Genomic DNA, 25180 nt, shown 5'->3' with positions numbered 1-25180 from the left:
GCACCGCAGGTTTCTTTTTAATTCACCATGATAAAATAACCACGCTATATCATGTTTCTGACATTGAATTCGGTTTTACTTAAGATAATAAAGTTTTCAGGCTGCACAGAAGTGATCTGCGGTGTTCGCATCTGTATCAAACACCAGACCTGAACCTGAATCGTTAATAATGATGAGTCAGGAAGAGTCTGCGTCAGCAAAAGCCTTTTTATTCAAGCCTTTATCCCCAAACAGCTTTCTGCCCATTCCCCTCCTGTGACATCCCCCATCCCCAGCCAAAACATTTCCGCTTACTACCGGAAAAACACTCTCTGTATCCCATCAGAGCTTGCTGATAATTTATCCAGACTCTGGCTTTACATTCCCAATACAAACGCTTAACGGACACCTTCAGAAAACCGCAGCCAGGCATGCGTGCCACGCAGAGGCGCTTCTGACAGGCCGAAAAGCGACACGACAAAGTGGATGGATACTCTCCGCCACACTTTTCTGGCAATCGTTTCGACGTAAAGGCAAAGCGCGCATCACTGAAACGCTGCGTTCTGCCCTTTTACTCACGGCGCAGTCACTGCATTGATGAACGGGCAACCGTTATATTCGCTTAATGACACTGGTAAATAGGGAAAAATTATGAATAAAACGATTCTGACAGCCGCCGCCGTTGCAAGCGTTACGGCCTTCGTGCCGTTTATGGCTCAGGCATCTTACGCGTATGTGGGAACCTATAATCCTGATGGCGAAGGGGTTTATCGATTCACGATCAATGCGCAGGGTGAACTGTCGGGAAAAACGTTGGTGAGTCAACTGCCCAATCAGGCGCAGATGGTCGCGTCAGCCGATGGTAAACATCTCTATGTGGCCAGTGAGACCGAAAAAGGCAGCGTTACCGCTTATCAGATTGACCCGGACGGCTCGCTCACGGCATTAAATCAGGTTGACACCCAAGGTAAGGGGCCGGTTTATCTGTCTATGACACCCGATCAGCGTTACCTGATGGTCGCCAATTATGTCAGCGGTAGTATCACAGTGTTTGCGGTGACGTCAGAGGGCAGGCTGAGTGAGGCTGTCGATCATCATCAGGACAGTGGCCCGGCAGGCGCAGGCAAACCCGCGGCGGCACCGGAGGGCAGTTTTGCTATTAGCGATCACAACGGTCCGCATGCACATATGGTCGCCAGCGATCCTACGGGCCAGTTTGTGTACTCGACGGATCTGGGACTGGATCGCATTTACCAGTATCACCTGAATAAAGACGGTACGCTCACGCCCGGTAAACCCGCATGGATAAATGCCTCGTCAGCAGGAGCAGGCCCGCGCCATTTCGTCTTTAGCGCCGACGGTCGTGCGCTCTGGTTAGTCAATGAAGAAGCCTCGACACTCACGCATTACCTTATTAATCCGCATACCGGTGCCTTGCAGGAAAAGGCCACGGTTTCTACGCTGCCTGCCGGTTATAAAGGCACCAGTTTTGCAGCCGGGTTAGTTATTGATAAGGCGGGGAAAAATCTTTACGTGGCCAACCGTCTGCATGACAGCATTGCGCACTTTGAGGTCAATGCTAACGGCACACTGACGCATAAGGATGATGTGTGGACGCGCGGTGATTACCCACGAACGCTGACGTTATCCCCCGATGGCAGCATGATTTACGTGATGAATCAGCGTAGCGATAACATCACCAGCTTCAGAGTGGACAAAGCGAGCGGTGCCATGACCTTTACCGGAAACTACGTTGCCGTTGGCGCGCCCTCTCAAATGGTTATTGTGCCCTGATGCATTATTCGGGTGCGGGTCATCAAAGCGACCTCACCTGCTGAAACGCGCCTACCCCACGATGATCTCTGGCGTCCCGCGCGGGCGGGATGCCAAACAGACGACTATATTCACGGGTAAACTGCGTCAAACTGTCATAACCCACCGTCGACGCAACGGCAGCGACGTTACCGGGCTGACGAAAGAGCAGATTACGCGCCGCATAAAGCCGCAGATGCTTTTGATACTGCAACGGAGAAAATCCGGTGCTGGCTTTAAAACGACGATGAAATACCGAGATACTCATGTTGGTCATATGCGCCAGTTGTTCAATGCGCACCGGCGAAGCATAGTGCGTTTTCAACCAGCTCACCGCACTGCGGATGGATAAAAAATAACCGCTTGTGTCAGCAGCCTGACGCAACAGCGCCCCCTGGGGGCCACGCAACAGGCGGTAAATAATTTCACGCTCCGTTAAGGGCGCCATCACAGCAATATCTTCGGGATGATGAATCAGACGCACCAGTCGCAACCAGGCATCCAGTAATGTTGCATCTGCATCCTCAACAGCAAACCCCGGTCCGTCCGGTGGTTCACTCACTAAGGGTGACACATGCAGTAATGCTCTTATCACGGCAAGATCGAATGTCAGGCGCACTGCCAGATAAGGCGCTGTATCGCTGGCACCCACAATCTTACCGCTTGCTGGCAGATCGACAGACGAGATAAAGGCCTGCCCGGCGCTATAGCGAAAGAGACGCGATCCAATCTGCAGCTGCTTCTCACCCTGCAGGATCAGGCTAATAAAGGGCGGATAAACCTCGGGCGGAAGAGTAAGAGGTTGCGTGACCCGGTAGATGTCCAGTCGTGGGATGGCCGAACGCGCGTTTGCATCCACAGGCCAGTCCTGCACGCTCTCGCGCAGGGCGTCTAATGCCGTTGTCATAAGCTCAGCCTTACGCAGAATTAAGCAGAAACAGGCAAATAATAAGCAGAATTCAGGCCGCGCGGCAATGATGTGCGCACTAAAATCAGTGCGGAGAGTGCCGCAACCGGAGCGAGAAAAGCGATGAATATTAAAGGGGCAGTAATCATGATAACCGGCGCATCGTCGGGCATTGGTGCAGCAACCGCCCGGGCGGCTGCACAATCTGGCGCGCAGGTGGTACTTATCGCGCGGCGTAAAGAACGCATTAGCGCGCTGGCGCAAACGTTGGGAAACGCCATAGCGATAGCCTGTGATGTGACGCGTCATGATGAGATTGCCAACGCCGTTCAGACCACGCTTAGCCATTTTGGGCGCGTTGACGCGTTAATCAACAATGCGGGGCAAGGGCTGCATGGTGCCATTGACACGATCGGCAGTGAGGACTTCATGGCACTGCTGGACGTAAATCTGGTTGCGCCACTCAGGATGATGCAGGCGGTCCTACCCGCGATGCGTCAGCAAGGACGCGGCAGCATTGTTAATGTCAGCTCAGGTGCAACGCTGGCAACCTATCCAGGCTCTGCGGCCTATACCAGCGCGAAAGCCGGACTGAATATGCTTTCACGTGTTGCCCGTCTGGAGCTGGCTTCTGAGCGGATCACGGTATCGACTTTCTATCCCTTTGTGACCGCGACAGAATTTTACCAGTCCGTTAAATCAGGCCGTGAGCAGGCCAGCGCGCAGGAAAAAGAGATTGCCGCCTTCGCGCATTCACCTGAAAAAGTTGCTGAAAGTCTGTTAATGCTACTTGAGAGCGGGGATGCCGAGCAGGATCTGGTGCCGGAAGCTTATGGTGGCAGCGTCCGCGACGCGTAAAAGGCCGGGAATACGCATCACCTTTACAGCCGTTTTTGTTTAGCAAACAGCGCGCCGATAACATGCCAGAGCGCATGGCTTTCGGCGCGCAGGTGCACGAGCCATACCTGCTTCGCGCCCCTGCCAGACGGAGATCACCAACGAGCGTGATCAGCCCCGGCGGTAACCGCTATCCGGGGCCCGAAACCGCTCCCGCTTCAGACGTTCTCTTCCCTTATCACCGCAACCCGCTGTCCCGCGCGCACAGCACTGCCTGGCTGCACGTTTATCTGCTGAATGATGCCGTCGCACGGCGCCAGCAGCGGAATCTCCATTTTCATGGATTCCAGCACGACCAGCACATCCCCCGCACGCACGCGACTTCCCGCCGTGGTTTGCACCTGCCAGAGATTGCCGGAAACCGGGCTTTCGACGCCCTGTTCACCCTGCTGTAATGACCTATCGCCGCCCTCTTCCACCACGCTTTCCTGGCTGTCGAAATGAGCCTGACCGCTGGCGATCCAGCGATCGCGTTCCGCATTAAACGCCTTTTGCTGATGGTCACGAAACGCCGCGATGCTCTGCGCCTCCTGAGCAAGAAACTGCTGATAATCGCTTAACCGCAGCGTGCTGTGCTCAATGCGCAGCGGATAGCGTCCCAGTGGAAAATCGCGGCGGATTTGCATCAGTTCCCCGGCGGATACGGGGTAAAAACGCAGTTGATCGAAGAAGCGCAGTAGCCAGGGTTTTCCGGCAAAATCGGTGACGTCGCGATAGCGGTTCCACATCTGAAGCGTGCGGCCCACAAACTGATAGCCACCGGGCCCTTCCATACCGTAAACGCACAGGTAAGCCCCACCGATACCGACCGAATTTTCTGCCGTCCAGGTGCGCGCCGGATTATATTTTGTGGTGACAAGACGATGGCGCGGATCCAGCGGTGTCGCTACCGGCGCGCCAAGATAGACATCACCCAGCCCCATAACCAGGTAGCTGGCTTCAAATACCGTTTTCCAGACCGCCTGCTCATCAGGCAGATCGTTAATCCGACGAATAAACTCCAGGTTGCTGGGGCACCACGGCGCATCAGGACGTACCGTGGTCATGTATTTTTCAATCGCCTGACGACAGGCGGGATCGTCCCAGGAAAGCGGCAGATGCACCACGCGGGTCGGCACCTGCAGATCATCATGCATACAAACTGTGAGCCACTCGCCGCGCACCCATGCCAGCAGCGCGTCATGGGTGAGAATTTCAGGCTGAAAATGGATTTGCAGCGAACGGATCCCCGGCGTGATATCAATCACCCCGTCTTTTGCATGCGCTTCCAGCGCCTGCATCAGGGCATGAATGCGAAAACGCAGAACCAGATCCAGTTCCGGCTCCCCGGCTTCGAGGAGCAGATGCGTATCGCCCGAAAGCCGCGCCACCAGGCGCTTATCGGCCTCGCCGCAGGTCATAACAATCGGCGAGGTCAGCGGCACAGGTTGCCAGGCCGTCTCCTGCGCGCAGAGCGTTGCCAGCGCCTGGCGTTGCTCCCGGGCCAGCTGACGCGCGGTGGGCAAATCCACTGCGGTAAAGCGCACGTTATCACCGGCTTTCAGTTGCCCCAGTTGCCAGAGGTCGGCTTCTATAACCGTGACCGGACAAACGAAGCCTCCCAGACTGGGTCCATCCGGGCCCAGAATTACCGGCATATCGCCGGTAAAATCAACCGCGCCAATAGCGTAGGGGTTATCGTGAATATTCGACGGGTGCAGTCCGGCTTCGCCGCCGCTGTCACGGCTCCAGTCAGGCTTGGGTCCAATCAGACGAACGCCCGTGCGACTGGAGTTGAAATGTACTTCCCAGTCCGTGGCAAAAAAGGTGGCGATATAGTCCGGCGTAAAAAACTCCGGCGCGCCATGGGGGCCATAAATCACCCGCAAGGTGCGGACCTGCGGAAGATTCGTACGCAACGCCAGAGGAAGTTTCGTGCCCGCCTGCGCCGTCTGCGGTGCCAGGTGCAGGATATCACCGCTGCGCAGGGCGCGTCCGGCATGACCACCAAACTGGCCGAGCGTAAAGGTGCTTTTGCTGCCTAAATATGTTGGCACCTGAATACCGCCGCTCAGGCAGAGATAGCTTCGCACGCCCGCACCGTTTACGGCACCCAGCTTTAGCGTTGCTCCGGCGGATATCGTAAAGACACATTCCATCGGCACGGGCTGGCCATCCAGGGTAGCGCTCAGCGATGCACCGCAAATCACCGCCTCAATGGCGGTGTTAAATTTCAGGGTGGGTCCGGTGAGGGTGATTTCCAGCGCGGCTTCGCCCTCCTCATTCCCCAGCAGCCGGTTGCCTGAACGCAGGGCGCGATCATCCATCGGCCCGGATGGCGGTACGCCGACTGCCCAGTACCCCAGACGGCCCGGGTAATCCTGAACGCTGGTTTGCGTACCGGCACTCAGCACCTCAACTGTCGCCGCCTGATAACACAGTTGCTCCAGACAACGGGTCCAGGGTTCTCCGTGGACAAAGGGCGCAAACGCCAGGATTTGCTGCAGATAGAGGCGATTGGTTTCAACACCGTACAAACGCGTCTCCCCTAGCGCCTGCGAAAGCGTGGCAATGGCCTCATCGCGGCTGGGCCGCCAGGCGATCATTTTTGCCAGTAGCGGATCAAAAAACGGCGGCACTTCACAGCCGGCTTCGACCCAGTGATCAATGCGCAGGCTGGCATTCTCGGTTTCGGGAAAGGCTACCTCCGTGAGCAGTCCGGGGGAAGGCTGAAACTGCCGTCCCGGATCTTCCGCATAAACCCGTGCCTGAACAGCATGACCCTGTGGCTGAAGCCCCGCGGCCAGCTCGCGCAGCGGCGGCAAGGTGCCCGCCGCCAGTTCAATCATCCATTTCACCAGGTCAACACCCCAGACCTGTTCCGTTACGCCATGCTCTACCTGAAGGCGGGTATTGACCTCCAGGAAGTAAAACTGGCGGGCGACGCTGTCATAAACAAACTCCACTGTGCCCGCACTGCGATAGTTTACCGCTTTACCCAGCGCAACCGCCGCCTCGCACAGCGCCTGCGCCATTCCTTCGGGCAGATTGGGCGCGGGGGTTTCTTCGATGACCTTTTGATTACGCCGCTGCACCGAGCAGTCACGCACGCCCAGCGCGATAACCTCACCCAGTCCGTCGCCGAAAATCTGTACCTCAAGGTGGCGCGCCCGCTCGATATAGTTTTCGAGAAACACGCCGGCGTCGCTGAAGTTGTTTTGCCCCAGCCGCTGTACCGTATCGAACGCGTCGGCCAGCTCGTGCGCATCGCGGCAAACGCGCATGCCAATTCCGCCGCCGCCCGCGGTGCTTTTCAGCATCACCGGATAACCGACTGTCCCGGCGACACGGCAGGCTTCGGCGGCATCGGCCAGTAATTCGCTGCCTTCCAGTAAGGGCACACCTTCGGCTTTCGCCAGGGCCCGGGCCGTGTGCTTCAGGCCAAAGGTTCGCAACTGCTGCGGCGTTGGGCCGACAAAAATCAGTCCTGCGGCCTCACAGGCTTCCGCGAACGCGGCATTTTCAGAGAGAAAACCGTAGCCCGGATGAATGGCCTGTGCGCCACTTTGCTGCGCTGCGGCGATAATTTTTTCGGCGACCAGATAGGTTTGCGCCGCCGGGCCGTCGCCAAGGCTTAACGCTTCATCCGCGTCGCGAATATGCAGGCTACCGAGATCGGCTTCGGCGTACACAGCCACACCCTTCACCTGCATGGCACGTAGGGTGCGCAAAATGCGGCAGGCAATCGCGCCACGGTTGGCAATCAGTAAGGTATCAAACATAAGCGGAACTCTCAGGGAAGCGGGCCGTCCCGCACAAAGTCGATATGTCCCCTGGGGCCGTCCCCGGGGCTGATGTTGTTCAGGCGCGCGTAACGCTCAGCCGCGCCGGACTCAGTTCCACACCAGTACCTCGGCGGGTGTAGGGTTCCAGCCGTTGCAGGGGTTGTTTAACTGCGGACAGTTAGAGATCAAAACCACCGCATTACACTCAGCACGCAGTTCAACGTATTTACCGGCCGCAGAGATGCCGTCCTCAAAGGTCAGTCCCCCTTGCGGGGTAACAGGGACATTCATAAAAAAGTTGATGTTGGCACCGATATCGCGTTTATGCAGACGGCCATCGTGCAGACAGGCACAGAGAAAATTATCCCGGCAGCTGTGCATATAGCGCTTGTCATGGGCATAGCGCACAGTGTTACTTTCCTGCGCACAAGCCCCGCCCAACGTATCGTGACGGCCGCAGGTATCGGCGACAATAGTCAGCAACGGATTGCCCAGATTGGAATAGAGTACGCTGCCGGTGGTCAGGTAAGCCTTACCCTGACGGCGTAGTGTACGTTGAGGATCGTAACGTTCACGCGGGTTATCCGCGTTGTAAAACAGCGTATCGATCGCCTGATTCCCTTCCAAATCGAGCAGACGCAGTGTTTGCCCTTTTTTAACCTCAAACAGCCAGGGCTCTCCCGCCGGGATCACGTGACGGTACACGGCATCTTCAGGGCGGCGGTCGCTGGAAATCATGGTCATCACTGCCTCCTTACAGGGCAAAAAGTTGGGTATTGCGAATCGCGCGCTGGTTTTCATCGCGGATAAACAACGCTTCGGTAGCGGCCTGTTCGTCATCCGCCTGATACCAGCTCAGCTGAATGGGGCGCGGGGCATAGTCCGGGGCAGGATCCATCGGATGCGGCAGCACGGTCAAAACGATCAGGACGTCCATAGGGGCAAACAACTCAACAAAATCCCCTGCGCGACTGTTCGCTGTGATGAAGTGAAAGTGGCCATCTTCATCTACAGTGACTTTGCTGAAGAAGTTAACGACCATGAGCAGATCTTCCAGACCCAAATCCCATTTGCCCATTTCGACCAACAGATTATCGACGCCGTTACGATGGAAGCCATTCCGCAGCTCCTGATAGCGCCCCGTGCCATATTTTTCGTGCGTTTCTGCCGCGTTCAGTACGCCGCCAAACGGGTCGTGCCAGCCACAGCTGTCCGCCACGATTCCGGCGAGTACGCGGCCCATATCGGAGTAGAAACAGTGCCCGGTGGTGAGCCGGGCAGTATGCTGACCCTTTAGCGTATCCGGCAGATTCAGGCGTTCACTTTTTTCGTGGGGATTGAGCATCATCATGCTGACGTTAGCGCCGCCGTCGAGATCGGTCAGGCGCAGGATCTGTCCTTTACGCAGAATGAGTGAGGTATGCGCCCCGCCGGGAAGCCGCTCTTCGCGCAGGCTGGGAGCCGAGTGAAAACGTGCGGTCATTGCTGTCTCCTTAATGCATAAACGTTGTCTTTACTGTCTGCCATCAGTTGTGCCATTCGCGCCTCATTAAGCGGAATATCGTAAGTAATACGTGCGCCCCAGGCATCAGGGGCCTGGGGATCGTGACGGACTTTGTCGAATACCAGTAGCCGGGTGCCCAGGTTGAAGCCTTCGGCAAGATCGTGAGTGACCATAAACACCGTCATACGGGTTTCACTCCATAGTTGAAGCAACAGCGCATGCATATCTTTGCGAATGCCGGGATCCAGTGCGCCAAAAGGTTCATCAAGCAACAGCACGCGCGGTTGCATGATGAATGCCTGGGCAATCGCCAGCCTTTGCTGCATGCCGCCGGAGAGCTGCGCCGGATATTTATCCAGCGCATTTCCCAGCCCCACCTTCTCCAGCATCGCGCGCGCCTGCTGGCGGGCCTCGCGTTTCCGGGCACCAAACAGGCGGCCAAACAGCGGGGAAGCAGGTAACTCAAGTCCCGTCGCGACGTTATCCAGGACGTTGAGATGGGGAAACACGGAGTAGCGCTGAAACACGACGCCGCGGCTACGGTCTGGTTCTGTTGCCAGAGCCTGGCCATCCAGCGTGATCTCTCCCCGGGTAGGTTTCTCCTGACCCAGCAGCAGGCGTAAAAATGTCGACTTTCCGCAGCCCGATGCACCGACCAGGGAGCAGAATTCACCCTCTTTAACCTGCAAACTGATACGCTCCAGCACTACATGATCGCCGTACTCCTGCCAGATATTCCTGATGCTGATAAAACTCATTTCCGGCCTCCTTCCGCCCAGGGGAAACAGGCGTTGTGCAACCTGCGCAGGCCCAGATCCATCAGCCATGCCAGCAGCGTGATCCAGATGACATAAGGAATAATCACATCCATCGCCATGTAACGCCGTACGAGGAAAATGCGATAGCCGAGCCCGGCGGTCGCCGAAATCGCTTCAGAAGAGATTAAAAACAGCCAGGCCGATCCCAGCAGCAGACGTAGCGAGGTAATAAGCCGCGATAACAGCTGCGGCAGGACAACCCGCAGCACAACCGTCCAGCTATTCGCCCCCAGGGTTTGCGCTTTGATAAAGAGTTCTGCCGGGATTTCCCGCGCCCGGTGTTCAAGATCGCGCGCGAGCATCGGCGTAATGCCAATGACGATAAGCATCACTTTTGACAACTCATCCAGGCCGAAAACAATAAACAGCACGGGCAGAATCGCCAGCGGCGGAATCATTGAGACAACCGTCAGCAGGGGTGACAGGGCGGCGCGGGACAGCGGGAACACCCCTGCGGCGATACCCAGACACAGGCCGATCAACGAGGAGAGCGTCAGCCCCAGCAGCAGGCGGCTCAGGCTGGTAAACGTATCGGTCCACAGCAGGTATTCACCACTGCGCTTATCCGGCGTGAAAGCCATCCGGTCAATGGCATCAATCATCTGCGACAGGCCGGGCAGCAGTTTGTCCTGCGGATTGGCTTCGAGCCGCACCGCCGACCCGATAAACCAGGCGGCGATAATCAGCACGAAGGGCAACAGCATTAGCGTCAGGCGCATGCCCTGGCGGGGATAGCGGTTGATGAGGCGCATGGCACGAACTCCCGTGGTCAGTGGTTACAACTTGCCCGCGGCGGCCAGCTTCAGATAGCTGTCGTCGAAGCGCAGCTTGCTGTTAGCCCTGTCGCCAATGGTGACGTTGCCCGGGAACGTCATGCCGATAAAGTCAGCGCTCTGTGCGCCCTGGCCCAGCAGCCCTTTATCAAAGGAGAATGTCGCCACGCGCTGCATGGTTTTTGGCAATTCCGGGGAAGAAATAAAGGCCAGCGTTTCGGCAGGTGTCCAGAACAGGTGGGTCGTTTTCAGCTGGGCCTGATAGCCCGCAAGGTCGGTACCGGAATCAGCAGCCATCTCACTCAGCACTTTCGTATCGCCTGCGTGCATTTTTGCCATCATTTCAAACCAGGCTCCGGTCAGCGCTTTGCCGAGAGCCGGGTTATCTTTCAGCGTCTGGGTGTTCACCACCATCATGTCGATAAGTTCACCGGGGACCTGGGAGGAGCTGAACACTTCAGTGGTTTGTGGTGTCTTTTTGATGACGGACAGTTGCGGGTTCCAGGCGACCACCGCCCGCACGTTGCTGGTGCCAAAAGCCGAGACGATATCCGCATCCGAGGTATTGACGACCTTCACGTCCTTTTCCTGCAGTCCGGCTTTTTCCAGTCCGCGAACCAGAAGATAGTGCGATACCGACAGCTCAGGTAAATAGACCGGCATGCCCTTCAGGTCGCTGAGTTTTTTATTCACCCCTTTCAGGACTATACCGTCGTTGCCATCGGAATAGCTGCCGGTGATCAGCGCAGTCGAATCCACGCCGCCTGCCGCCGGGATAGTCAGCGCATCCATATTAGTCATGGTGCAGCCGTCAAACTGCCCCGCTGTATACTGGTTAATGGATTCGATGTAGTCGTTGAGTTGAACGATATGGATTTTGATGCCGTATTTGCTGGCCCATTTATCAATAATTTTTTCATTACTGATGGTGCCCCAGGGCATCCAGCCCGCATAGATCGTCCAGCAGATGTTGAATTCTTTTTTGACCGCGGCGAAGGAAGGAAAGCTGATCAGCAAGACCAGTGACAGCAAAAGCGTGCGGATGAACGACGTTGTTTTCATGGTTAACCTCTGGTTGGCACAAAAAAGGAGCAGCGCGACACCTCACGGTGCTGCTGTCTCCCGGGCTTTTGTCCCGCCGTGTAACCTCGCAGAGGTCGCCAGCTCTCGGACCAGACATTCACCCGCGTGAACCGGAACCCTAGCCAGCTATTGCTATCAGATTATGTGTTGCGCTGCGTACTGTTCACAGTTTTGCAATTGACGTGCCAGAAATCATGTTGCCAGAAATCAGGCAATTACCCGATTTTCAGGCCGCGAAGCACCAGAATGATGAGTAATGAATGTGCGTTGCACACTCTCGGTGCCGGTACAGAACAGAAAGACGAAATGGGGTGATATCGCACGTAACCGCATCTGTTTGCCTGACTTAAGGTGTGGTGGCTGGGGCATTTGACTCAGAGCTGAATGTCATCATCATCCCATTCACAACGCAGGGTAAATCTCGTGCTTTTTTTACGGCAGGATAATCCGGAATACACTAGAGTTAACTGATTCAATTACCAGTAAAAACCCATGACCATGCACTCTTCCTTTGGCTCAAATCTTTTCGCCCGGTTGCGCCTGCTCATCTCTGTCGTTGCGGGTATCGTCTGCTATTTTTTACTGCCCGAACAGTTGGGGCAAATGCAGCGACTGTTGATAAGCTGGAACGTGCTGGCGTGGCTCTATCTTTGGTTTATCTGGTTTCGTATGTTACGCACTGCGCCTGATCAGATTAAACGAATCGCCCAGATGCAGGATCAAAGTGCCGCACTCGTACTGGGGCTGGTGATTGTAGCCTGTACGATCAGTATGGTGGCCATTATGAGTGAGCTTCCCACGCTGAAAAGCCTGACGGGCACACCGCGGGCCCTGCATTTGCTTCTGACCGCCATAACGCTCATCGCCTCCTGGGCATTACTGCCCAGCGCGTTTGCAATGCATTATGCACACCAGCACTATTTGCATCGTAGCAGCAGCGTTACCCCGATGATCTTTCCAGAAAAACCGGCGCACCCGGCTTACTGGGATTTTCTCTATTTCTCTTTTACCATCGCGGTGGCTTCTCAGACCGCCGATGTGGCAACGGGCACAACAGAAATGCGAAAACTCGCCCTGCTGCAGTCGGTCATCTCTTTTATCTTTAATCTGACGATTCTGGGGCTATCTGTAAACGTGGCCGCCAGCCTGCTGAGCTAACGTGCGTCACGAAAGAGAGAGAAGAGATTACCTGCGGTGAAAAGCCTGATCTGCCCTACACCTGTCCGCTGACGGACGGTGTAGGGAGGCGAGATTTACTGCTGCCCTTGCTGCTTAGCATCCGCCTCTTTTTGTTTTTTCTTCGCCATATGATGCCCAACCGCACAGCCAGCCGCCGCACCCGCTGCACCGTGGTTTTTCATATGCCCGGCAACGCCACCGACGGCTGCACCTTTCAGGCACCCTTTCGCTTCGACCTGAGTACTCATTGCCATGAGCAGACCTGCGGTAATAACAACCATCGAAAGTTTATGCATCAATTTGACTCCGTAACGATTATGAAAATGATTTACCTATATTGAGCGTAGCGATGTTGTACGTTTTTGCCGTTCAGGTTCTGTTACGTTTATGAGACGTTTAACTTTCATTAAAAATCTTATTTCGCCGCAAGGCGAAAAAATAAACAGACGGATAAAGTCGGCGAGAACGGGCATGGTTAAGCCTGGCGGAAAAGGCGATCAACCGGGATCGAAACCCATCTCAACGCTACCTGTTGCGAAATAAGCCTGTCTGTTTTGCTTTAAAAAACAGTCAAAGCATGCTCAGAATAGGTGACTCAAATCAGGCTGCGATCCCACGGCGTCTGGCAGATGAGATGACATCGTAACTGCCTGCATTCACAAGCAAAAACGGCGGATGCGCCGCCCGCTCTGGATAGCCTGTCTTGCTGGTGTTTAATTCAGGAGAATGACATACCGCACATACTAGCGCCTTAAGCTCTCGCCTCGTGCATTACAGGTATGTTCGATACCGTTTTCTGGTAAATCCTTAATCATCGTGATTGCGTCAAATAGAGTGATATCCGCTAAAGGGCTGTCATAACTAAAAGGGTTAATTCATCACCAGTGCCTTCTTCAAATCCATCCCGCGATTTTGTTTATTGCAGAACAGATTAACGAACCCGTTAACTATCGCCGGATACCGTTAAACGTGATCCTTCTATTTTGTTGATAGCCTTACGCCAGTTTCAGTCCGACGATGTCGTGTGGCATTAAGTCGCAAGGCGTCGGGAAAACCGCACACTGCGCCCTTAGCCTCTGTACCGAACGCGCCGTGACCTTGCCAGGCATATTCTGCTTTAAAGACGACGGTGAATGAGCAGAAGTTTCATACGCAGGAAATTAAAACGCGCTTTGTTTTTCTGGTTTTGTTTACGCTAAGGGCAACGTGCAATGCCTGCCATAACCGTGACAATCGCTCAGGAAGAAAAAATGAAAGTACAAAAACTTGAACAACCTGCTTCGATCAGCACTCTCGAACCCTGGGGTACCGTTGAGGGATTACCTGGTTCACCTGAAATCGTGATCGCCGGGCTGCAGAAAGTCATTCCGGGCCATGAGAGTATTGATATGGGCATTTTTGAATGTTCGCCGGGCAGCTATCGTCGCGGCGTAAAGCAAGCGGAGATGATGCACTTCCTTTCCGGAACGGGATCTTTTACTGCTGATGGCGAAACACCACAGCATTTCAAACCCGGCGATACGTTGTTTTTTGAAGCAAATACGGAAGGCACATGGGTTATGGACACGACCATGCGTAAGCTCTACGTGATATTTGAAACCCCTTAATGACGCCGACGAACAGACTTTTTGGTTGCCCGGATAACGGACAATCAGGACAACATAAAGTCTACGGCATCACGGGCATGAAGGCTGGTGGTATCAAAGACAGGCAGAGCGCTTTGCGCCTCGGGAACCAGCAGGCCGATTTCCGTGCAGCCGAAAATCACCGCTTGCGCGCCCTGATCGCGCAGCTGCGTGATCACATCAAGATAATACTGGCGTGCGCTTTCGGTAAATTTTCCCATGCAGAGTTCATCAAAAATGATGTGATTGAGGGTGGCGCGCTGCTCCGCCTCCGGCACGATCGTGTTAATCGAAAACCGCTGCTGTAACCGCCCCAGATAAAAATCCTGCTCCATCGTATAGCGGGTGCCCAGCAAGGCGACTCGCGTCATCCCTCTGGCTGTTATCGCCCTGCCCGTGGCATCGGCAATGTGTAAAAAGGGAAGATTGCAGTGGGCTTCTATATCGTCGGCGACCTTGTGCATCGTATTGGTACACAGCACGATGGCTTCGGCCCCGGCAAGTGCCAGTCCCCGGGCGGCTTCACCCAACTGCTTGCCTGCCTGTGCCCAGTTGCCCTCACGCTGACAGACTTCAATATCGTGAAAATCGACGCTGTGTAACAGCAGTCGTGCCGAGTGTAATCCGCCCAGTCTTTCCCGAATACCTTCATTGATGAAGCGGTAATAAGGCAGCGTGGATTCCCAGCTCATCCCACCGATCAGTCCGATTGTTTTCATGTTCATCCTGTGTGCATGCCGTGCAGGTTCAGGCCCGCCTTATGCGTGCGCAGGCCTGAATGCAGGTTTAATGGTCTGCCGCAGCAATAAGGCCATCAGGTTTTTTTACCTTTTTCGCTGGCCTGCTGCAGTGCCGTGATGACGATGCCCGGGGTTAACACCTGCGGCAGAACGACAGGTTTTCCGCCATCCGCAGGGTAAACGACATACAGCGGCAATCCGCCGCGACCAAAGTCGCTGAGCGCCTGTTCGACATCAGGATTGTACTTCGTGGAGTCCGCAATCATATAGATGGTGTCCGTGCGCGCCATGGCTTGCTTAACCGCCTGCGTCGACAGGGAAGTGCGCTCGTTAACCTGACAGGTAATGCACCATGAGGCCGTAAAATTGACCAGAACGGGTTTGCCCTGACCTTTTATCGCCTCAACATTTTGAGGTGTCCATGCCACCGCGGCCGCGGCAACGGTATCGGGCGAATCCGGCGTTGTCGTGGCGGTTTTCAATGTTAACAACGGCGGAATTAACAGAACGACCATGGCGGCTGTAGCGATGTGTAATGCCCAGTGCCGCCTTCCCATCATCTGTCGCTTTTGCGCCATACCATACAGCCAGGCGGCAAAACTCAGCACCAGGCAGCATGTCAGAATGGCTGCCAGGGCTGTCGAACCCGCCTGACGCTCCAGTACCCAAATCAACCACCCCGCCGCCCCCAGCATGGGAAAGGCGAGCCCGTGTTTGAGCGTGATCATCCAGGCACCCGGCGCAGGTAGCAGGCGGGCAAACACAGGGAAAAAGGAAATTAGTGTGAACGGTGCTGCAAACCCCAGCGCCAGTGAAAGGAAAATAACCACACTGATAACGGGAGGTTGCGTAAAGGCATAGCCGATGGCGCTGGCCATAAACGGCGCGCTACAGGGCGTGGCGACGACGATGGCCAGCGCGCCGGTGAGTGCCGATCCGGTTAGCCCTCCCCGCTCGCCTCCGACTTCACCCGCCCGCTGAAGGGATAAGCCAACCTCAAACAGGCCGAACAGGTTGAGGGCCGATGCCACCATGATTAGCACCAGTAAGGCTATCACCAGCGGCGATTGCAACTGAAAACCCCAGCCGACGGAAGCGCCCCCCATTCTTGCCAGTAACAGCACACTGACCAGCAGCACCATCGTGACAACCACACCCACCAGAAAAGCCAGCCCTTCGGCTCGCGCATGTGCGGGTTGGGCATTGTGGCGCAGCAGACTCAGGGCCTTCAGCGAGATCACCGGGAATACACAGGGCATGAGATTAAGGATAATGCCGCCCAGAAACGCGGCGGCGATAGCAGTCAACATGATGGCGCTGTCCAGATGTGAGATTAAGCCGGGTTAGCCTGACGGTATTTTTTCACGGCATCCAGGGTCTTCTGAATATGGGCCTCTGGATTTTTATCGGTGTAACTCAGCAAAATTTTGCCATCCGGCGCAATAACATACGATGTGCGGTCAGACAGAGTTTTACCTTTCATTTCCATCGTACTTTTGTATTCGGCCGCCACTTTGGCACCCGGATCGGCGGCGACGGTGAACTTATCGCTACACTCAAGCTGAGAGAATTTCGCAATCTGATCGGTATTACCTGCGGTCACGCCAATTACCGTTGCGCCCTGCTTTTTAAACTCATCGGTTGCTTCCGCAAAAGCATGCGCTTCCAGCGTGCAGCCAGCGCTGAACGCCGCCGGGAAGAAATAAAGTACAACCGGTCCTTTTTTCAGTGCCTGCTGTAAGGAGAAGGTCGTTTCTTTACCTGCCAGAGCCGCTTCCAGTTTAAAGTCCGGTGCGGTTTCTCCTGCGGCCAGCGCAGCAAACGCAGAAGTCACAGGCAGGCTTAACGCCAGCAGCGTCGCTGCCGTCAGCATTTTCAGGCGCTTCATTTGATGCATTCTTTTTCTCTCCATCGGCAAACAGGCAACAGTGCCTTATGCACATTGATACTAGATTCACTGGCAAAAAATGGAAATATTTAGCCGCATGGCCGGGCGGACAGAAAGGTCATACACACGTACCCGGCAGATAAAATAAGATAGTCATATAACCGTTCTAATAGATATGCGGTTAGTAAGATAAATGTGTGACAGAGCGTAACGGTCCGCCGGTCACGCCCGTGCAATATATCCGACCTGATAAGCGCGAGCCGGACAAGTGACGGCCTGCGGTGTTCGCCATAAGGTGAATGTCAGGCGCCGCCAGCCGCAGGCGTCCAGTGCGGACACCCGTGCCAGCGCGTTGTCCAGCGGCCGATGGTGAGTCAGTAGCGCGAGATCGCTGTAAGGTTGTACGGGGCTGATTTCACAGACGGCCCAACTCGCCTGGCTGATAGCCGTCGATATGTCGGCAGACAGCACCGGAAAGGTATCAATACGCGGCCAGCCAAAGGCCTGCGTCAACCTTTTGAACCCCTCGCTGGCTAAAAAGCGGTGCATACTGTCCGCATCCTGCCAGAGATAAAACGGGGCATAACTGTTTTCCTGGCCGTTCATATCGGCGCCCTTCTGCCAGGCGTAAAGATAAGCTTTAAACAGCAGGCCTGGAAAGCCATCCATTTTTTTGCCGTTGTCAGCAATCCTGCGCTGAATGATTGTCATATCGTAGTCAGCGGGAAGAACAAAACGGTACTGCATCGCCAGCATATTTTTTCTCCTCAGCGTGATGAGATATCGGCCAGACTAAACACCTTGCCGTTGCCAAATGACCAGTCCTCGGGGTCACTGAAATTCACGACAATCATGACGTCAGCCGGATTAATGCCAATCGCCTTTACCAGACGCGCATTCAAATCTGCATAAAAAGCCTGCTTTTGTGCGAGGCTACGCGCTTTCCCTGCCGTAATGTGAAACAGAAGAAAGTCATCACTTCGGCCCGTCTGCGCGCTGCACAAATAGTGCCGGTCAAAAACACGTGTATGCCGGTGATAACTGTCAAAGAACTGAAAACAATCCCCGTGCGGCACAGAAAAAGAGGTCTCGAATGCGTCCTGTAACGCCGTGGAGATAGCCTCACGCCACTGTTCAATACGGTGTTCAGATATCGCAATACGACTGACGGGCATAGATATTCCTTACTCTGAGAGCGTGCTTTTAAAAACCGTGAGGGCGGAAACAGCCGCCGGCCAGCCGCAATAAAAGGCCAGGTGGGTCATCATTTCCGTGAGCTCAGCCTCAGAGAGGCCATTCTTGCGAGCCAGTTTCAGATGCCAGCTCAGTTGTTCGGGTCGGTTTAACGCAATAAGCGCACTGACAGTAATCAGACTTCTGTCTCGCGGTGAAAGCCCGTCGCGCTGCCAGATATCGCCAAATAAAATGTCTTCACTCAACGCTGCCAGCCTGGGCGCGATCTCAGCCAGATTTTCGCGCGTTAACGGTATGGGGTTCATTTCTCTTTCCTTCTGTGGGTGTGATAAAAAGATAAAAGGCGGCGATGATTTATAAAATCAGAAATATTGGGACAAACAGTCCCGTTTTATGGGATGAATAAGAATGGCGAAAAGGCCCGTGACGTTTGATGCAGAAAGCCTGCGTACGTTTGTGACCGGTATTGAACTGGGGAGCTTTGCGTCTGCCGCGCAGCGCCTGGGCCGATCAACCTCGGCGGTGAGCGCTCAGCTAAAGAAACTGGAATACCAGGCGGGAGCAGCGTTGGTGCAGAAGTCAGGACGGCATCTGACGCTTACCGCGCAGGGCGAGATTATGCTTGCCTATGCGCGCAGGCTGATGAGCCTGAATGACGAAGCCTGTGCCGCCATCAAGGCCAGCGGGATTGGCGGAGAAGTGCGGCTGGGTTTGCAGGAAGATTTTGGCGAAACATTCCTGCCTGCCGTTCTGGGTCAGTTTTCGCGTGCGCATCCCGACGTGCAAATTTCAGCATCCGTGAGCCGCAATCAGCCCTTGCTGACCGCAATACGCCAGCACGAGATTGACGTCGCCCTCTGCTGGCAAGGCGAGGAGTCGACGGCGCACAGTCAGTCACTTGGCGCGTTGCCGCTCAACTGGATCAGCGTAAAGGGTTTTGATGTCCAGAGTCTGCTGGAGGCTAAACAACCACTACCCTTGCTGGTCTTTGACGCGCCCTGCCTTATGCGTAGCGCCGCCACTGCGGCGTTAGACAGGGCGAATATTCCCTGGCGCATTGCGTTCACCAGCCGCAGTCTGAGCGGAATATGGGCCGCCGCGGAGGCGGGGCTGGGTATTACCTTGCGGACACAGATGGGCTTACCGTCTTCGCTAACGTTGCTGACATCAGCTCTGCCGGAAATGGGCACGATTGGCGTCAGCCTGCACTGTGCTGAAAAACCGTTATCCCCTGCAGCCGCATCACTCTGCGAGTCGATCAAAGCGCACTTTGCTGGTCTGTGACGGACCGGAACGCTTTACCTCGGGCGCGGCATCACTGGTGTGAGTCGCTAATCAGTGCAAAGAATTCACCCCGCCAGATGAATGAACAAGGTGATAGTGGTGAAGAAACTGGGGGGTTTTCCTTATTAGACTGCACGTTAACCTCTGCCCTGCTGCCGCTTCACGTTACGCTGTCACGGATAGCACACGCTTCTGGCGGGCCGATGAAAGCGGGTTTTCCGCGAAAAGGTATGTTCGCAGATTATCTGCTGCTAACGCTATTTTGCCGCGAAAGTTGATGCCGACACCCTGGCAGGAAATCGTTAGAGTATGATGTAACTAAAATGCATAACACAGCGCTGTTCGCGTTTCCCCTGCATCAGACACGCTGAACCCGCACCCACAAAACGCTAGCCCCGGCTGATTTCTCCACCAAAACCGGACACCCTGAGTTGGTCACCCGTGATATCAACCCACGCAAAGGGCACCGCTGTGGGGCCATCCAGCATGCCTTTCAGGGTGAAAAATTCCGTCCCGTCGATACAGGCATAACCTCCACGATGATCGTGCCCGGCAAAACAGGCGCGTACGCGATAACGTGTGAATAACGCCACCAGCGCGGGGGCATTCATCAGGCGGTGCGTGGTTACGGGTGCCAGCGGATAGTGGCCAAAAACAATCACGCTTTCCCGTGACTGTTGGGCAGCCTGTAGCTGCTGTTCAATCCAGTTGAATTGTTGCCTGCCAACGGCACCGTTCCAGGGCTGCGCCTGAGGCTGATGGTCATGTTGCAGTTGCGCTAACAAGGCTGCGGCCTCTTCACGATCGCGGCCGTTGAGGGTATTACAGTACAGGCTCATATCGTTGCCATCGTAAACAACAAAGCGCCAACCGTTAAAACGGAAAGCGTAATAGCCTTTGTGTAAGGGAGCCTGATTATCTAGTCGTTCAGCGATGGTCTGCGCATCATGGTTGCCCAGTACCACAGCATGCGGATGCTGTAACCGGGCAAACACCGGCAGTATGGCGGCATAGCTTTGCCAGTGGCGATCCACCAGATCGCCCAGCGTCACCACAAAATCCAGCGGCTCCGCATTGAATGCCTTGATGGCCTGGCTGAGTTTATTAAGGCCATTGCGGTAGTAAAGATTGTTGCTGATATCCGGGTCCACATCAGCATACTGAGGATCGGCAAGCAGACCAAAACGGATGCCATTATCTCTGACGGGCAACGCACGTAACGATGGCGGCTGATACAGCGACGCAATATCCGCCAGCAAGGTACGTTGTGACGGGCTGAGAGTGTGCGGCGTTAACATGTTATTTTCCTTAGCGAATGCCTGCGCGCATAAATGACTGGATAAACTGGCGCTGGAACACCAGAAACAACAGCAACAGCGGCAGCGTTGTCATGATCGTTGCCGCCCCAATCAGTGCCCATTGCACGCCCTGCTCCGGTGCCGAAAATAACTGCAGTCCTACCGTCAACGGACGGACTTTTACAGAATCCGTAATAACCAGCGGCCACAGAAAATCATTCCAGTGGAAACTAATGGAGACCAGTGCAAAAGCGATATAGATTGGCCTGGCCAGCGGAATATAGATTTTGCGCAGGATATAAAACCGACTGGCGCCCTCTACAATGGCCGCTTCTTCCAGCACCACAGGGATGCTTTTAAAGGTCTGGCGCAGCAAGAAAATCGCAAATGCTGAAGCAAAATACGGCAAGGCAATGCCGGTCAACGTATCGCGCAAGCCCAGCGCACCAATGGTTTTGTAATTATTCAGGATCAGGACATCCGGGCTTATCATCAGCTGTAACAGGATAAGCGCGAACAGAAAACCCGAATATTTCAGGCGAAACCTGACCAGCGCGTACGCCGCCATCGTGGCCAGGATAAGCTGACACACCACAATCATGACCACCAGCAATATGGTATTCAGGAAATAGCGACCAAAGGGCGCGGCGTGCCAGGCATCCGTGAAATTTTGTAGCGTCAGGGGTGCCCACAGCGAGAAGCTTCCCTGATCGGCCGCCGGGTGAACCGCTACCCACAACGCCACCAGTATCGGTAACAACCACAGCAGCGCCGCCAGCCAGATAACCATATTCAGGCACAGTCGGCCCGCAGAGAATTCAGGCTTCATTGATAGTGCGCTCGCTTATCCAGCAGGGAAAATTTCAGCACCGCAATCAGGGCTAAAATCAGCAGCAATACGACGGTCATCGCCGCTGCCGCAGGGAGATCCCAGTAGCTGAATGCCGTACGGTAGATATAAAACAGTAACAGGCTGCTGCTGCTGTCCGGGCCACCGTTGGTCATCGCAATCACCTGATCGACGATACGAAATGCATTCATTGAGGCATTAATCAGCACGAACAACGTCGTCGGCATCAGTAACGGCCACTGGACGCGGCGAAAAAAATACCCCTTTGACGCCCCTTCGATTTGTGCTGCTTCGCTGAGGCGCGGATCGATCTGCTGTAACGCAGCCAGATAAAAAATCATAAAAAAACCAGCCTCGCGCCAGACAGAAACGGCCATCAGGCACCCGAGCGTCGTGCCGGGTTCGCCGAGCCAGTTAACCGGTGCGACAGAAAACAGCGCAAGCAGCTTATTCAGAAGTCCCAGCTGTGGTGTGTAGAAAAACAGCCACAGATTGGCGATGGCTATCATCGGCAGCAGAGAGGGAATAAAGAAGGCTGCACGCACAGCGGCGTTACCCGCCAGCCGTCGGTTAACGGCCAGGGCCATCAGTAACGCCAGGGAAACCGCAAGCGGTATAGTGATCAAGGCATACAACAGGTTATTCCACAGCGACCGGATAAACACATCATCATCCAGCAGCGCAGCGTAGTTATCCAGCCCAACAAAGTGGGCCGGATGACCTGCACGGGCAGCGCTGAACAGGCTTTCCCACACCGTTGCCAGCGCAGGATAATGGGTAAACAGCAGCAGAAAACCCAGCGCCGGTAAAATCAGCAAATAGCCACACAGCTGAAGTGAACCGCGCCGCACACGCGGTGCGGGCGTTGCTGTTGCCGCCATGTTCATCGCCATCCCCTTACTGATAGGCCTTCAGTAAACGATCGGCCTGCTTCTGTGCCGCTTCCAGTGCCTCAGCCGGGGTTTTAGACTGCGTCACCGCCGCCTCAATGGCATGGTTCAGGGCTTCCTGTATCTGCACACTGTTGTAGGTAGAGAGTTCAGGCTGGGCATATTTCAGTTGTTCACGAGCGACCAGCGCCTGAGGAACCTGCTTCACATAGTCTTGCATCGCTGGCGTTTCCCATGCTGCCGGGGAGGTAGCGACATAGCCTGTCGCAATACTCCAGCGCGCCGCCTGCTCTGGCGCGGTGACCCAACGGATAAATTCCATGGCGGCTTTTTGCTGTTCCGGTGAAGCACTTTTGAAAACATAGAGATTACCGCCGCCCGTTGGGCTGCCGCGCTGTGTTTTTTCAGGCAACATGGCAACACCAAACGGGAATTTGGCATTTTTGCGCACCACGCTCAGGTTGCCGGTGGTGGTAACCATCATGGCCGTTTTGCCACTGAGGAAATCCTGTGGCGTCGTGCCCCAGGCAATCGCGCCTTTCGGGGAAACGCCCGCCTTCTGGCCTAAATCGGTCAGCCATTGCAGCGTTTCGACATTGTTGGGCGTATTAAAATAGACCGCCGTGCCCTTGCCGTTATCCAGATGCGCGCCGTTCGTGGCCGCAAAGCCCTGGAAAACCCAGTAACCATTGGGCGTCGTCGGGATTTCGATGCCCCACTGACTGACGTTATCGCCGTCTTTCACGACCAGTTTTTTACCGAAATCCACCACCTGCTGCCAGTTCGCAGGCGCTGTATCAGCAGCCAGACCCGCTTTTTCAAACGCCTGTTTATTCCAGTACAGCACCACCGTCGAGCGCTGAAAAGGCACGCCCCAGACTTTGCCGTTGATGTGGCGCAAAAAAGCGGGGTAAAAGCTGTCGATCCATTTTTTACCGGCGTCATCCTGAGCCAGATCGCTGGCCGCCACAATAGCCCCTGCATCCATCAGAGAGTAGGCTTCGATATCACCAATGACCGCCATTTGCGGCGCATTCCCGCCACGAAAGGCGGTTAAGGCTTTCGTAACCGTTGTGGCGTAGTCACCGGTATAAACAGGCTGAATGCTGACCTCAGGATGAATTTTTTCGAAATCGGCCACCAGCGCTTCCACGGTATGGCTGATCTCCCCACCGACCGCGATAGGGTAATACATTTGCAGTTTGACCGGCTCGGCGGCAAAGACTGCCGTGCTCGTCGCGATAAGTAAGGCTGAAAGCAAACGTGACAGACGAATGGCTGGCATGATTTTCCCTTAGGTAAAAGTTAAACGGCGTATTGTTTGAAAGAGGCAGACATCTGCTGTTCAGCGTGTAAACAGCGTTTACCGCTCGCAGTGGAAAACAGGTATTGCTTATCGACAGGCCATTGCAACCCGGTCAGATGACCTTCGTTAAAACGTTTCATGCCCGGCACGGTAACGGTTAAAACGGCCTGGCTGCCTGTTAGCTGACAGACCACTAACGTATCAGCGCCCATGTATTCGTAGTTCACGACGTTGGCAGTCAACCCCGCACTGTGAGGATCAATGAACTGGATATCTTCCGCCCTGATCCCCAGACTGAGCGCCGTCTCAGACGACTCGGTGACCACAGGCTGAGTGAGCTGGCTCAAAAAGTGCCTGCCGTTGACAGAGGTCAGCGGCAGAATATTCATGGGCGGCGCACCGATAAACTGCGCCGCAAAAATACTGGCCGGATTGTTATACAGGTTGTCTGGCGTATCATGCTGCTCAATCCGGCCGTCATTCAGCAGAATGATGCGGTCAGCCATGCTCATCGCTTCCGTCTGATCGTGGGTGACATAGAGCATCGTCAGGCCCAGCGCTCTCTGCAGCGCACGAATTTCGCGACGCATACTTTGGCGCAGTTTCGCGTCCAGGTTAGAAAGGGGTTCATCCATCAGGCATAAGGTGTTGTTGGCAATCACGGCACGTCCGAGTGCAACGCGCTGTTGTTGGCCGCCCGAAAGCTGTGCAGGTAACCGATCCAGCAACGTCTCCAGTTCCATTAATTTGCTGACGCGGCTCAGGCGGCCAGCAAATGTCTGCCTGTCCTCACCGCGCGCTTTTAAACCAAACAGCAAATTTTCGCGAACGCTGAGATGCGGAAACAGCGCATACGACTGAAAAACCATCGAAAGTTTGCGCTCTGATGGCGGCAGGTGCGTGATATCGCGATGACTGAAACTGACCGTTCCCTCATCCGCGGTTTCCAGTCCGGCGATCGTCCGAAGCAGCGTCGACTTACCGCAGCCTGACGGACCTAACAGCGCTACAAAGGTTCCTTCTTCCGCTTCGAAACAAATGTTATCCAGAGCAGTTTTTTCGCCCCAGCGTTTAGTGATGTTGTGAAGCGCCAAATGGCTCATAGCTTCGCCGCTCTGCCAATGAGAATGGCAGTAAGCTAGCGGAGCAAAATGAAAGATTTATGGCTGAAAAGTGTCAGCAGAATGACAGAACGTGATGTGATTATGGCGGCTAACGGTTCTGCAAGGTGCAGAGACGGTTAAGCGTTGTGCCGACAGGCTATCGACGCCCTTCGTGTCGTGCTGCTGACAGGACCTGATCTGATTCGTTTGAAGGCAGTTAACCTGTTTTGGCGGGTGAAAGCCAGTACGGTTAAAGAGCACAGCGCACTCTTTTGTTATCCTCACG

The 25180-nt window shown here is 54.9% G+C and carries 24 protein-coding genes and 1 riboswitch; of the genes, 5 read left to right on the top strand and 19 right to left on the bottom strand.

Annotated elements, in window-relative coordinates; translation table 11 throughout:
• Positions 1-630 precede the first annotated feature (630 nt).
• On the top strand, positions 631-1773 hold the full coding sequence (locus G5574_RS22690) for a lactonase family protein (protein WP_392391914.1): 1143 nt from the start codon (positions 631-633) through the stop codon (positions 1771-1773).
• 22 nt (positions 1774-1795) lie between these two features.
• Here G5574_RS22690 and G5574_RS22685 read toward each other — a convergent pair whose 3' ends face one another.
• Entirely contained in the window at positions 1796-2698 is a 903-nt protein-coding gene (locus G5574_RS22685) for an AraC family transcriptional regulator (RefSeq protein ID WP_162286602.1), read from the bottom strand.
• A 147-nt stretch (positions 2699-2845) separates the two neighbouring features.
• On the opposite strand from G5574_RS22685, the gene G5574_RS22680 reads away from it, so the two are divergent.
• A complete protein-coding gene (locus G5574_RS22680) occupies positions 2846-3556 on the top strand; it encodes an SDR family oxidoreductase (protein ID WP_282499131.1) in 711 nt (236 codons plus the stop codon).
• A gap of 197 nt (positions 3557-3753) precedes the next feature.
• On the opposite strand, the gene uca is transcribed toward G5574_RS22680, so the two are convergent.
• The 6 genes from uca to G5574_RS22650 all read right to left on the bottom strand — a co-directional run bounded on the left by uca (position 3754) and on the right by G5574_RS22650 (position 11516).
• Complete coding sequence (uca, locus tag G5574_RS22675; RefSeq protein ID WP_164483358.1) at positions 3754-7356, bottom strand: urea carboxylase; 3603 nt, start codon at positions 7354-7356, stop codon at positions 3754-3756.
• Between the two features lie 111 nt (positions 7357-7467).
• Positions 7468-8103 carry an urea amidolyase associated protein UAAP2 gene (locus G5574_RS22670; RefSeq protein ID WP_039339340.1) on the bottom strand — a complete coding sequence of 212 codons (636 nt, stop codon included), beginning with the start codon at positions 8101-8103 and terminating at the stop codon, positions 7468-7470.
• Between the two features lie 10 nt (positions 8104-8113).
• Positions 8114-8842 carry an urea amidolyase associated protein UAAP1 gene (locus G5574_RS22665; protein WP_164483357.1) on the bottom strand — a complete coding sequence of 243 codons (729 nt, stop codon included), beginning with the start codon at positions 8840-8842 and terminating at the stop codon, positions 8114-8116.
• On the bottom strand, positions 8839-9621 hold the full coding sequence (locus tag G5574_RS22660; protein WP_162286599.1) for an ABC transporter ATP-binding protein: 783 nt from the start codon (positions 9619-9621) through the stop codon (positions 8839-8841). Before G5574_RS22660 ends, G5574_RS22665 begins: the two co-directional genes overlap by 4 nt.
• Positions 9618-10433: an ABC transporter permease gene (locus tag G5574_RS22655; protein WP_033742259.1), complete on the bottom strand. Its 816-nt coding sequence runs from the start codon at positions 10431-10433 to the stop codon at positions 9618-9620. Before G5574_RS22655 ends, G5574_RS22660 begins: the two co-directional genes overlap by 4 nt.
• Positions 10434-10457: 24 nt before the next feature.
• Positions 10458-11516 carry a putative urea ABC transporter substrate-binding protein gene (locus tag G5574_RS22650; protein WP_164483356.1) on the bottom strand — a complete coding sequence of 353 codons (1059 nt, stop codon included), beginning with the start codon at positions 11514-11516 and terminating at the stop codon, positions 10458-10460.
• A 55-nt stretch (positions 11517-11571) separates the two neighbouring features.
• Positions 11572-11670: riboswitch (guanidine-I (ykkC/yxkD leader) on the bottom strand.
• Positions 11671-12035: 365 nt separating this feature from the next.
• On the opposite strand from G5574_RS22650, the gene G5574_RS22645 reads away from it, so the two are divergent.
• Positions 12036-12695, top strand: a complete 660-nt coding sequence (locus G5574_RS22645; RefSeq protein WP_039339618.1) for a DUF1345 domain-containing protein — start codon at positions 12036-12038, stop codon at positions 12693-12695.
• Between the two features lie 95 nt (positions 12696-12790).
• On the opposite strand, the gene G5574_RS22640 is transcribed toward G5574_RS22645, so the two are convergent.
• Positions 12791-13012: a hypothetical protein gene (locus G5574_RS22640; RefSeq protein ID WP_039339335.1), complete on the bottom strand. Its 222-nt coding sequence runs from the start codon at positions 13010-13012 to the stop codon at positions 12791-12793.
• Positions 13013-13966: 954 nt separating this feature from the next.
• On the opposite strand from G5574_RS22640, the gene G5574_RS22635 reads away from it, so the two are divergent.
• The gene (locus G5574_RS22635; RefSeq protein WP_164483355.1) at positions 13967-14323 is read left to right on the top strand and encodes a cupin domain-containing protein; all 357 of its coding nucleotides are present in this window, start codon (positions 13967-13969) and stop codon (positions 14321-14323) included.
• Between the two features lie 44 nt (positions 14324-14367).
• Here G5574_RS22635 and G5574_RS22630 read toward each other — a convergent pair whose 3' ends face one another.
• The 6 genes from G5574_RS22630 to G5574_RS22605 form a co-directional block, all read right to left on the bottom strand.
• Positions 14368-15060 (bottom strand): aspartate/glutamate racemase, encoded by a 693-nt coding sequence (locus tag G5574_RS22630; protein WP_006122091.1) that lies wholly within the window; start codon positions 15058-15060, stop codon positions 14368-14370.
• 95 nt (positions 15061-15155) lie between these two features.
• A complete protein-coding gene (locus tag G5574_RS22625; protein ID WP_006122090.1) occupies positions 15156-16391 on the bottom strand; it encodes a protein-disulfide reductase DsbD family protein in 1236 nt (411 codons plus the stop codon).
• 23 nt (positions 16392-16414) lie between these two features.
• Positions 16415-16978 (bottom strand): peroxiredoxin, encoded by a 564-nt coding sequence (locus tag G5574_RS22620; protein WP_425325408.1) that lies wholly within the window; start codon positions 16976-16978, stop codon positions 16415-16417.
• A 213-nt stretch (positions 16979-17191) separates the two neighbouring features.
• Positions 17192-17725: a DUF4865 family protein gene (locus G5574_RS22615; RefSeq protein WP_110268548.1), complete on the bottom strand. Its 534-nt coding sequence runs from the start codon at positions 17723-17725 to the stop codon at positions 17192-17194.
• Between the two features lie 11 nt (positions 17726-17736).
• Entirely contained in the window at positions 17737-18144 is a 408-nt protein-coding gene (locus G5574_RS22610; RefSeq protein WP_164483354.1) for a tautomerase family protein, read from the bottom strand.
• Between the two features lie 9 nt (positions 18145-18153).
• On the bottom strand, positions 18154-18468 hold the full coding sequence (locus G5574_RS22605) for a carboxymuconolactone decarboxylase family protein (RefSeq protein ID WP_164483353.1): 315 nt from the start codon (positions 18466-18468) through the stop codon (positions 18154-18156).
• A 103-nt stretch (positions 18469-18571) separates the two neighbouring features.
• Here G5574_RS22605 and G5574_RS22600 point away from each other — a divergent pair, with 103 nt between their 5' ends.
• On the top strand, positions 18572-19447 hold the full coding sequence (locus G5574_RS22600; protein ID WP_039339329.1) for a LysR substrate-binding domain-containing protein: 876 nt from the start codon (positions 18572-18574) through the stop codon (positions 19445-19447).
• A 389-nt stretch (positions 19448-19836) separates the two neighbouring features.
• On the opposite strand, the gene G5574_RS22595 is transcribed toward G5574_RS22600, so the two are convergent.
• From G5574_RS22595 to G5574_RS22575, 5 genes are read right to left on the bottom strand one after another with little or no spacing between them, the layout of a single operon-like run.
• Positions 19837-20745 (bottom strand): metallophosphoesterase, encoded by a 909-nt coding sequence (locus G5574_RS22595; RefSeq protein ID WP_164483352.1) that lies wholly within the window; start codon positions 20743-20745, stop codon positions 19837-19839.
• Between the two features lie 10 nt (positions 20746-20755).
• Positions 20756-21574, bottom strand: coding sequence for a carbohydrate ABC transporter permease (locus G5574_RS22590; protein WP_033742272.1), 819 nt, complete (start codon positions 21572-21574; stop codon positions 20756-20758).
• The gene (locus G5574_RS22585) at positions 21571-22488 is read right to left on the bottom strand and encodes a carbohydrate ABC transporter permease (RefSeq protein ID WP_174250625.1); all 918 of its coding nucleotides are present in this window, start codon (positions 22486-22488) and stop codon (positions 21571-21573) included. Before G5574_RS22585 ends, G5574_RS22590 begins: the two co-directional genes overlap by 4 nt.
• 4 nt (positions 22489-22492) lie before the next feature.
• A complete protein-coding gene (locus G5574_RS22580; RefSeq protein WP_039339326.1) occupies positions 22493-23770 on the bottom strand; it encodes an ABC transporter substrate-binding protein in 1278 nt (425 codons plus the stop codon).
• 20 nt (positions 23771-23790) lie between these two features.
• Positions 23791-24894, bottom strand: coding sequence for an ABC transporter ATP-binding protein (locus G5574_RS22575; RefSeq protein ID WP_164483350.1), 1104 nt, complete (start codon positions 24892-24894; stop codon positions 23791-23793).
• Positions 24895-25180 lie beyond the last annotated feature (286 nt).

The organism is Pantoea stewartii (genome assembly GCF_011044475.1).
Lineage (GTDB): Bacteria > Pseudomonadota > Gammaproteobacteria > Enterobacterales > Enterobacteriaceae > Pantoea > Pantoea stewartii.
This window is presented reverse-complemented; position numbering and strand designations above follow the sequence as displayed.

What these genes read in the sequence shown, in the direction of transcription:
- G5574_RS22635 (WP_164483355.1), top strand. Translation starts at nt 13,967, where the DNA reads ATGAAAGTACAAAAACTTGAACAACCTGCTTCGATCAGCACTCTCGAA.
- G5574_RS22625 (WP_006122090.1), bottom strand. Translation starts at nt 16,391, where the DNA reads ATGTTGACTGCTATCGCCGCCGCGTTTCTGGGCGGCATTATCCTTAAT.
- G5574_RS22590 (WP_033742272.1), bottom strand. Translation starts at nt 21,574, where the DNA reads ATGAAGCCTGAATTCTCTGCGGGCCGACTGTGCCTGAATATGGTTATC.
- uca (WP_164483358.1), bottom strand. Translation starts at nt 7,356, where the DNA reads ATGTTTGATACCTTACTGATTGCCAACCGTGGCGCGATTGCCTGCCGC.
- G5574_RS22605 (WP_164483353.1), bottom strand. Translation starts at nt 18,468, where the DNA reads ATGAACCCCATACCGTTAACGCGCGAAAATCTGGCTGAGATCGCGCCC.
- G5574_RS22690 (WP_392391914.1), top strand. Translation starts at nt 631, where the DNA reads ATGAATAAAACGATTCTGACAGCCGCCGCCGTTGCAAGCGTTACGGCC.
- G5574_RS22595 (WP_164483352.1), bottom strand. Translation starts at nt 20,745, where the DNA reads ATGTTAACGCCGCACACTCTCAGCCCGTCACAACGTACCTTGCTGGCG.
- G5574_RS22615 (WP_110268548.1), bottom strand. Translation starts at nt 17,725, where the DNA reads ATGCTGGCGATGCAGTACCGTTTTGTTCTTCCCGCTGACTACGATATG.
- G5574_RS22685 (WP_162286602.1), bottom strand. Translation starts at nt 2,698, where the DNA reads ATGACAACGGCATTAGACGCCCTGCGCGAGAGCGTGCAGGACTGGCCT.
- G5574_RS22600 (WP_039339329.1), top strand. Translation starts at nt 18,572, where the DNA reads ATGGCGAAAAGGCCCGTGACGTTTGATGCAGAAAGCCTGCGTACGTTT.
- G5574_RS22680 (WP_282499131.1), top strand. Translation starts at nt 2,846, where the DNA reads ATGATAACCGGCGCATCGTCGGGCATTGGTGCAGCAACCGCCCGGGCG.
- G5574_RS22575 (WP_164483350.1), bottom strand. Translation starts at nt 24,894, where the DNA reads ATGAGCCATTTGGCGCTTCACAACATCACTAAACGCTGGGGCGAAAAA.
- G5574_RS22580 (WP_039339326.1), bottom strand. Translation starts at nt 23,770, where the DNA reads ATGCCAGCCATTCGTCTGTCACGTTTGCTTTCAGCCTTACTTATCGCG.
- G5574_RS22630 (WP_006122091.1), bottom strand. Translation starts at nt 15,060, where the DNA reads ATGAAAACAATCGGACTGATCGGTGGGATGAGCTGGGAATCCACGCTG.
- G5574_RS22610 (WP_164483354.1), bottom strand. Translation starts at nt 18,144, where the DNA reads ATGCCCGTCAGTCGTATTGCGATATCTGAACACCGTATTGAACAGTGG.
- G5574_RS22620 (WP_425325408.1), bottom strand. Translation starts at nt 16,978, where the DNA reads ATGCATCAAATGAAGCGCCTGAAAATGCTGACGGCAGCGACGCTGCTG.
- G5574_RS22665 (WP_164483357.1), bottom strand. Translation starts at nt 8,842, where the DNA reads ATGACCGCACGTTTTCACTCGGCTCCCAGCCTGCGCGAAGAGCGGCTT.
- G5574_RS22640 (WP_039339335.1), bottom strand. Translation starts at nt 13,012, where the DNA reads ATGCATAAACTTTCGATGGTTGTTATTACCGCAGGTCTGCTCATGGCA.
- G5574_RS22670 (WP_039339340.1), bottom strand. Translation starts at nt 8,103, where the DNA reads ATGACCATGATTTCCAGCGACCGCCGCCCTGAAGATGCCGTGTACCGT.
- G5574_RS22645 (WP_039339618.1), top strand. Translation starts at nt 12,036, where the DNA reads ATGCACTCTTCCTTTGGCTCAAATCTTTTCGCCCGGTTGCGCCTGCTC.
- G5574_RS22585 (WP_174250625.1), bottom strand. Translation starts at nt 22,488, where the DNA reads ATGGCGATGAACATGGCGGCAACAGCAACGCCCGCACCGCGTGTGCGG.
- G5574_RS22650 (WP_164483356.1), bottom strand. Translation starts at nt 11,516, where the DNA reads ATGAAAACAACGTCGTTCATCCGCACGCTTTTGCTGTCACTGGTCTTG.
- G5574_RS22660 (WP_162286599.1), bottom strand. Translation starts at nt 9,621, where the DNA reads ATGAGTTTTATCAGCATCAGGAATATCTGGCAGGAGTACGGCGATCAT.
- G5574_RS22655 (WP_033742259.1), bottom strand. Translation starts at nt 10,433, where the DNA reads ATGCGCCTCATCAACCGCTATCCCCGCCAGGGCATGCGCCTGACGCTA.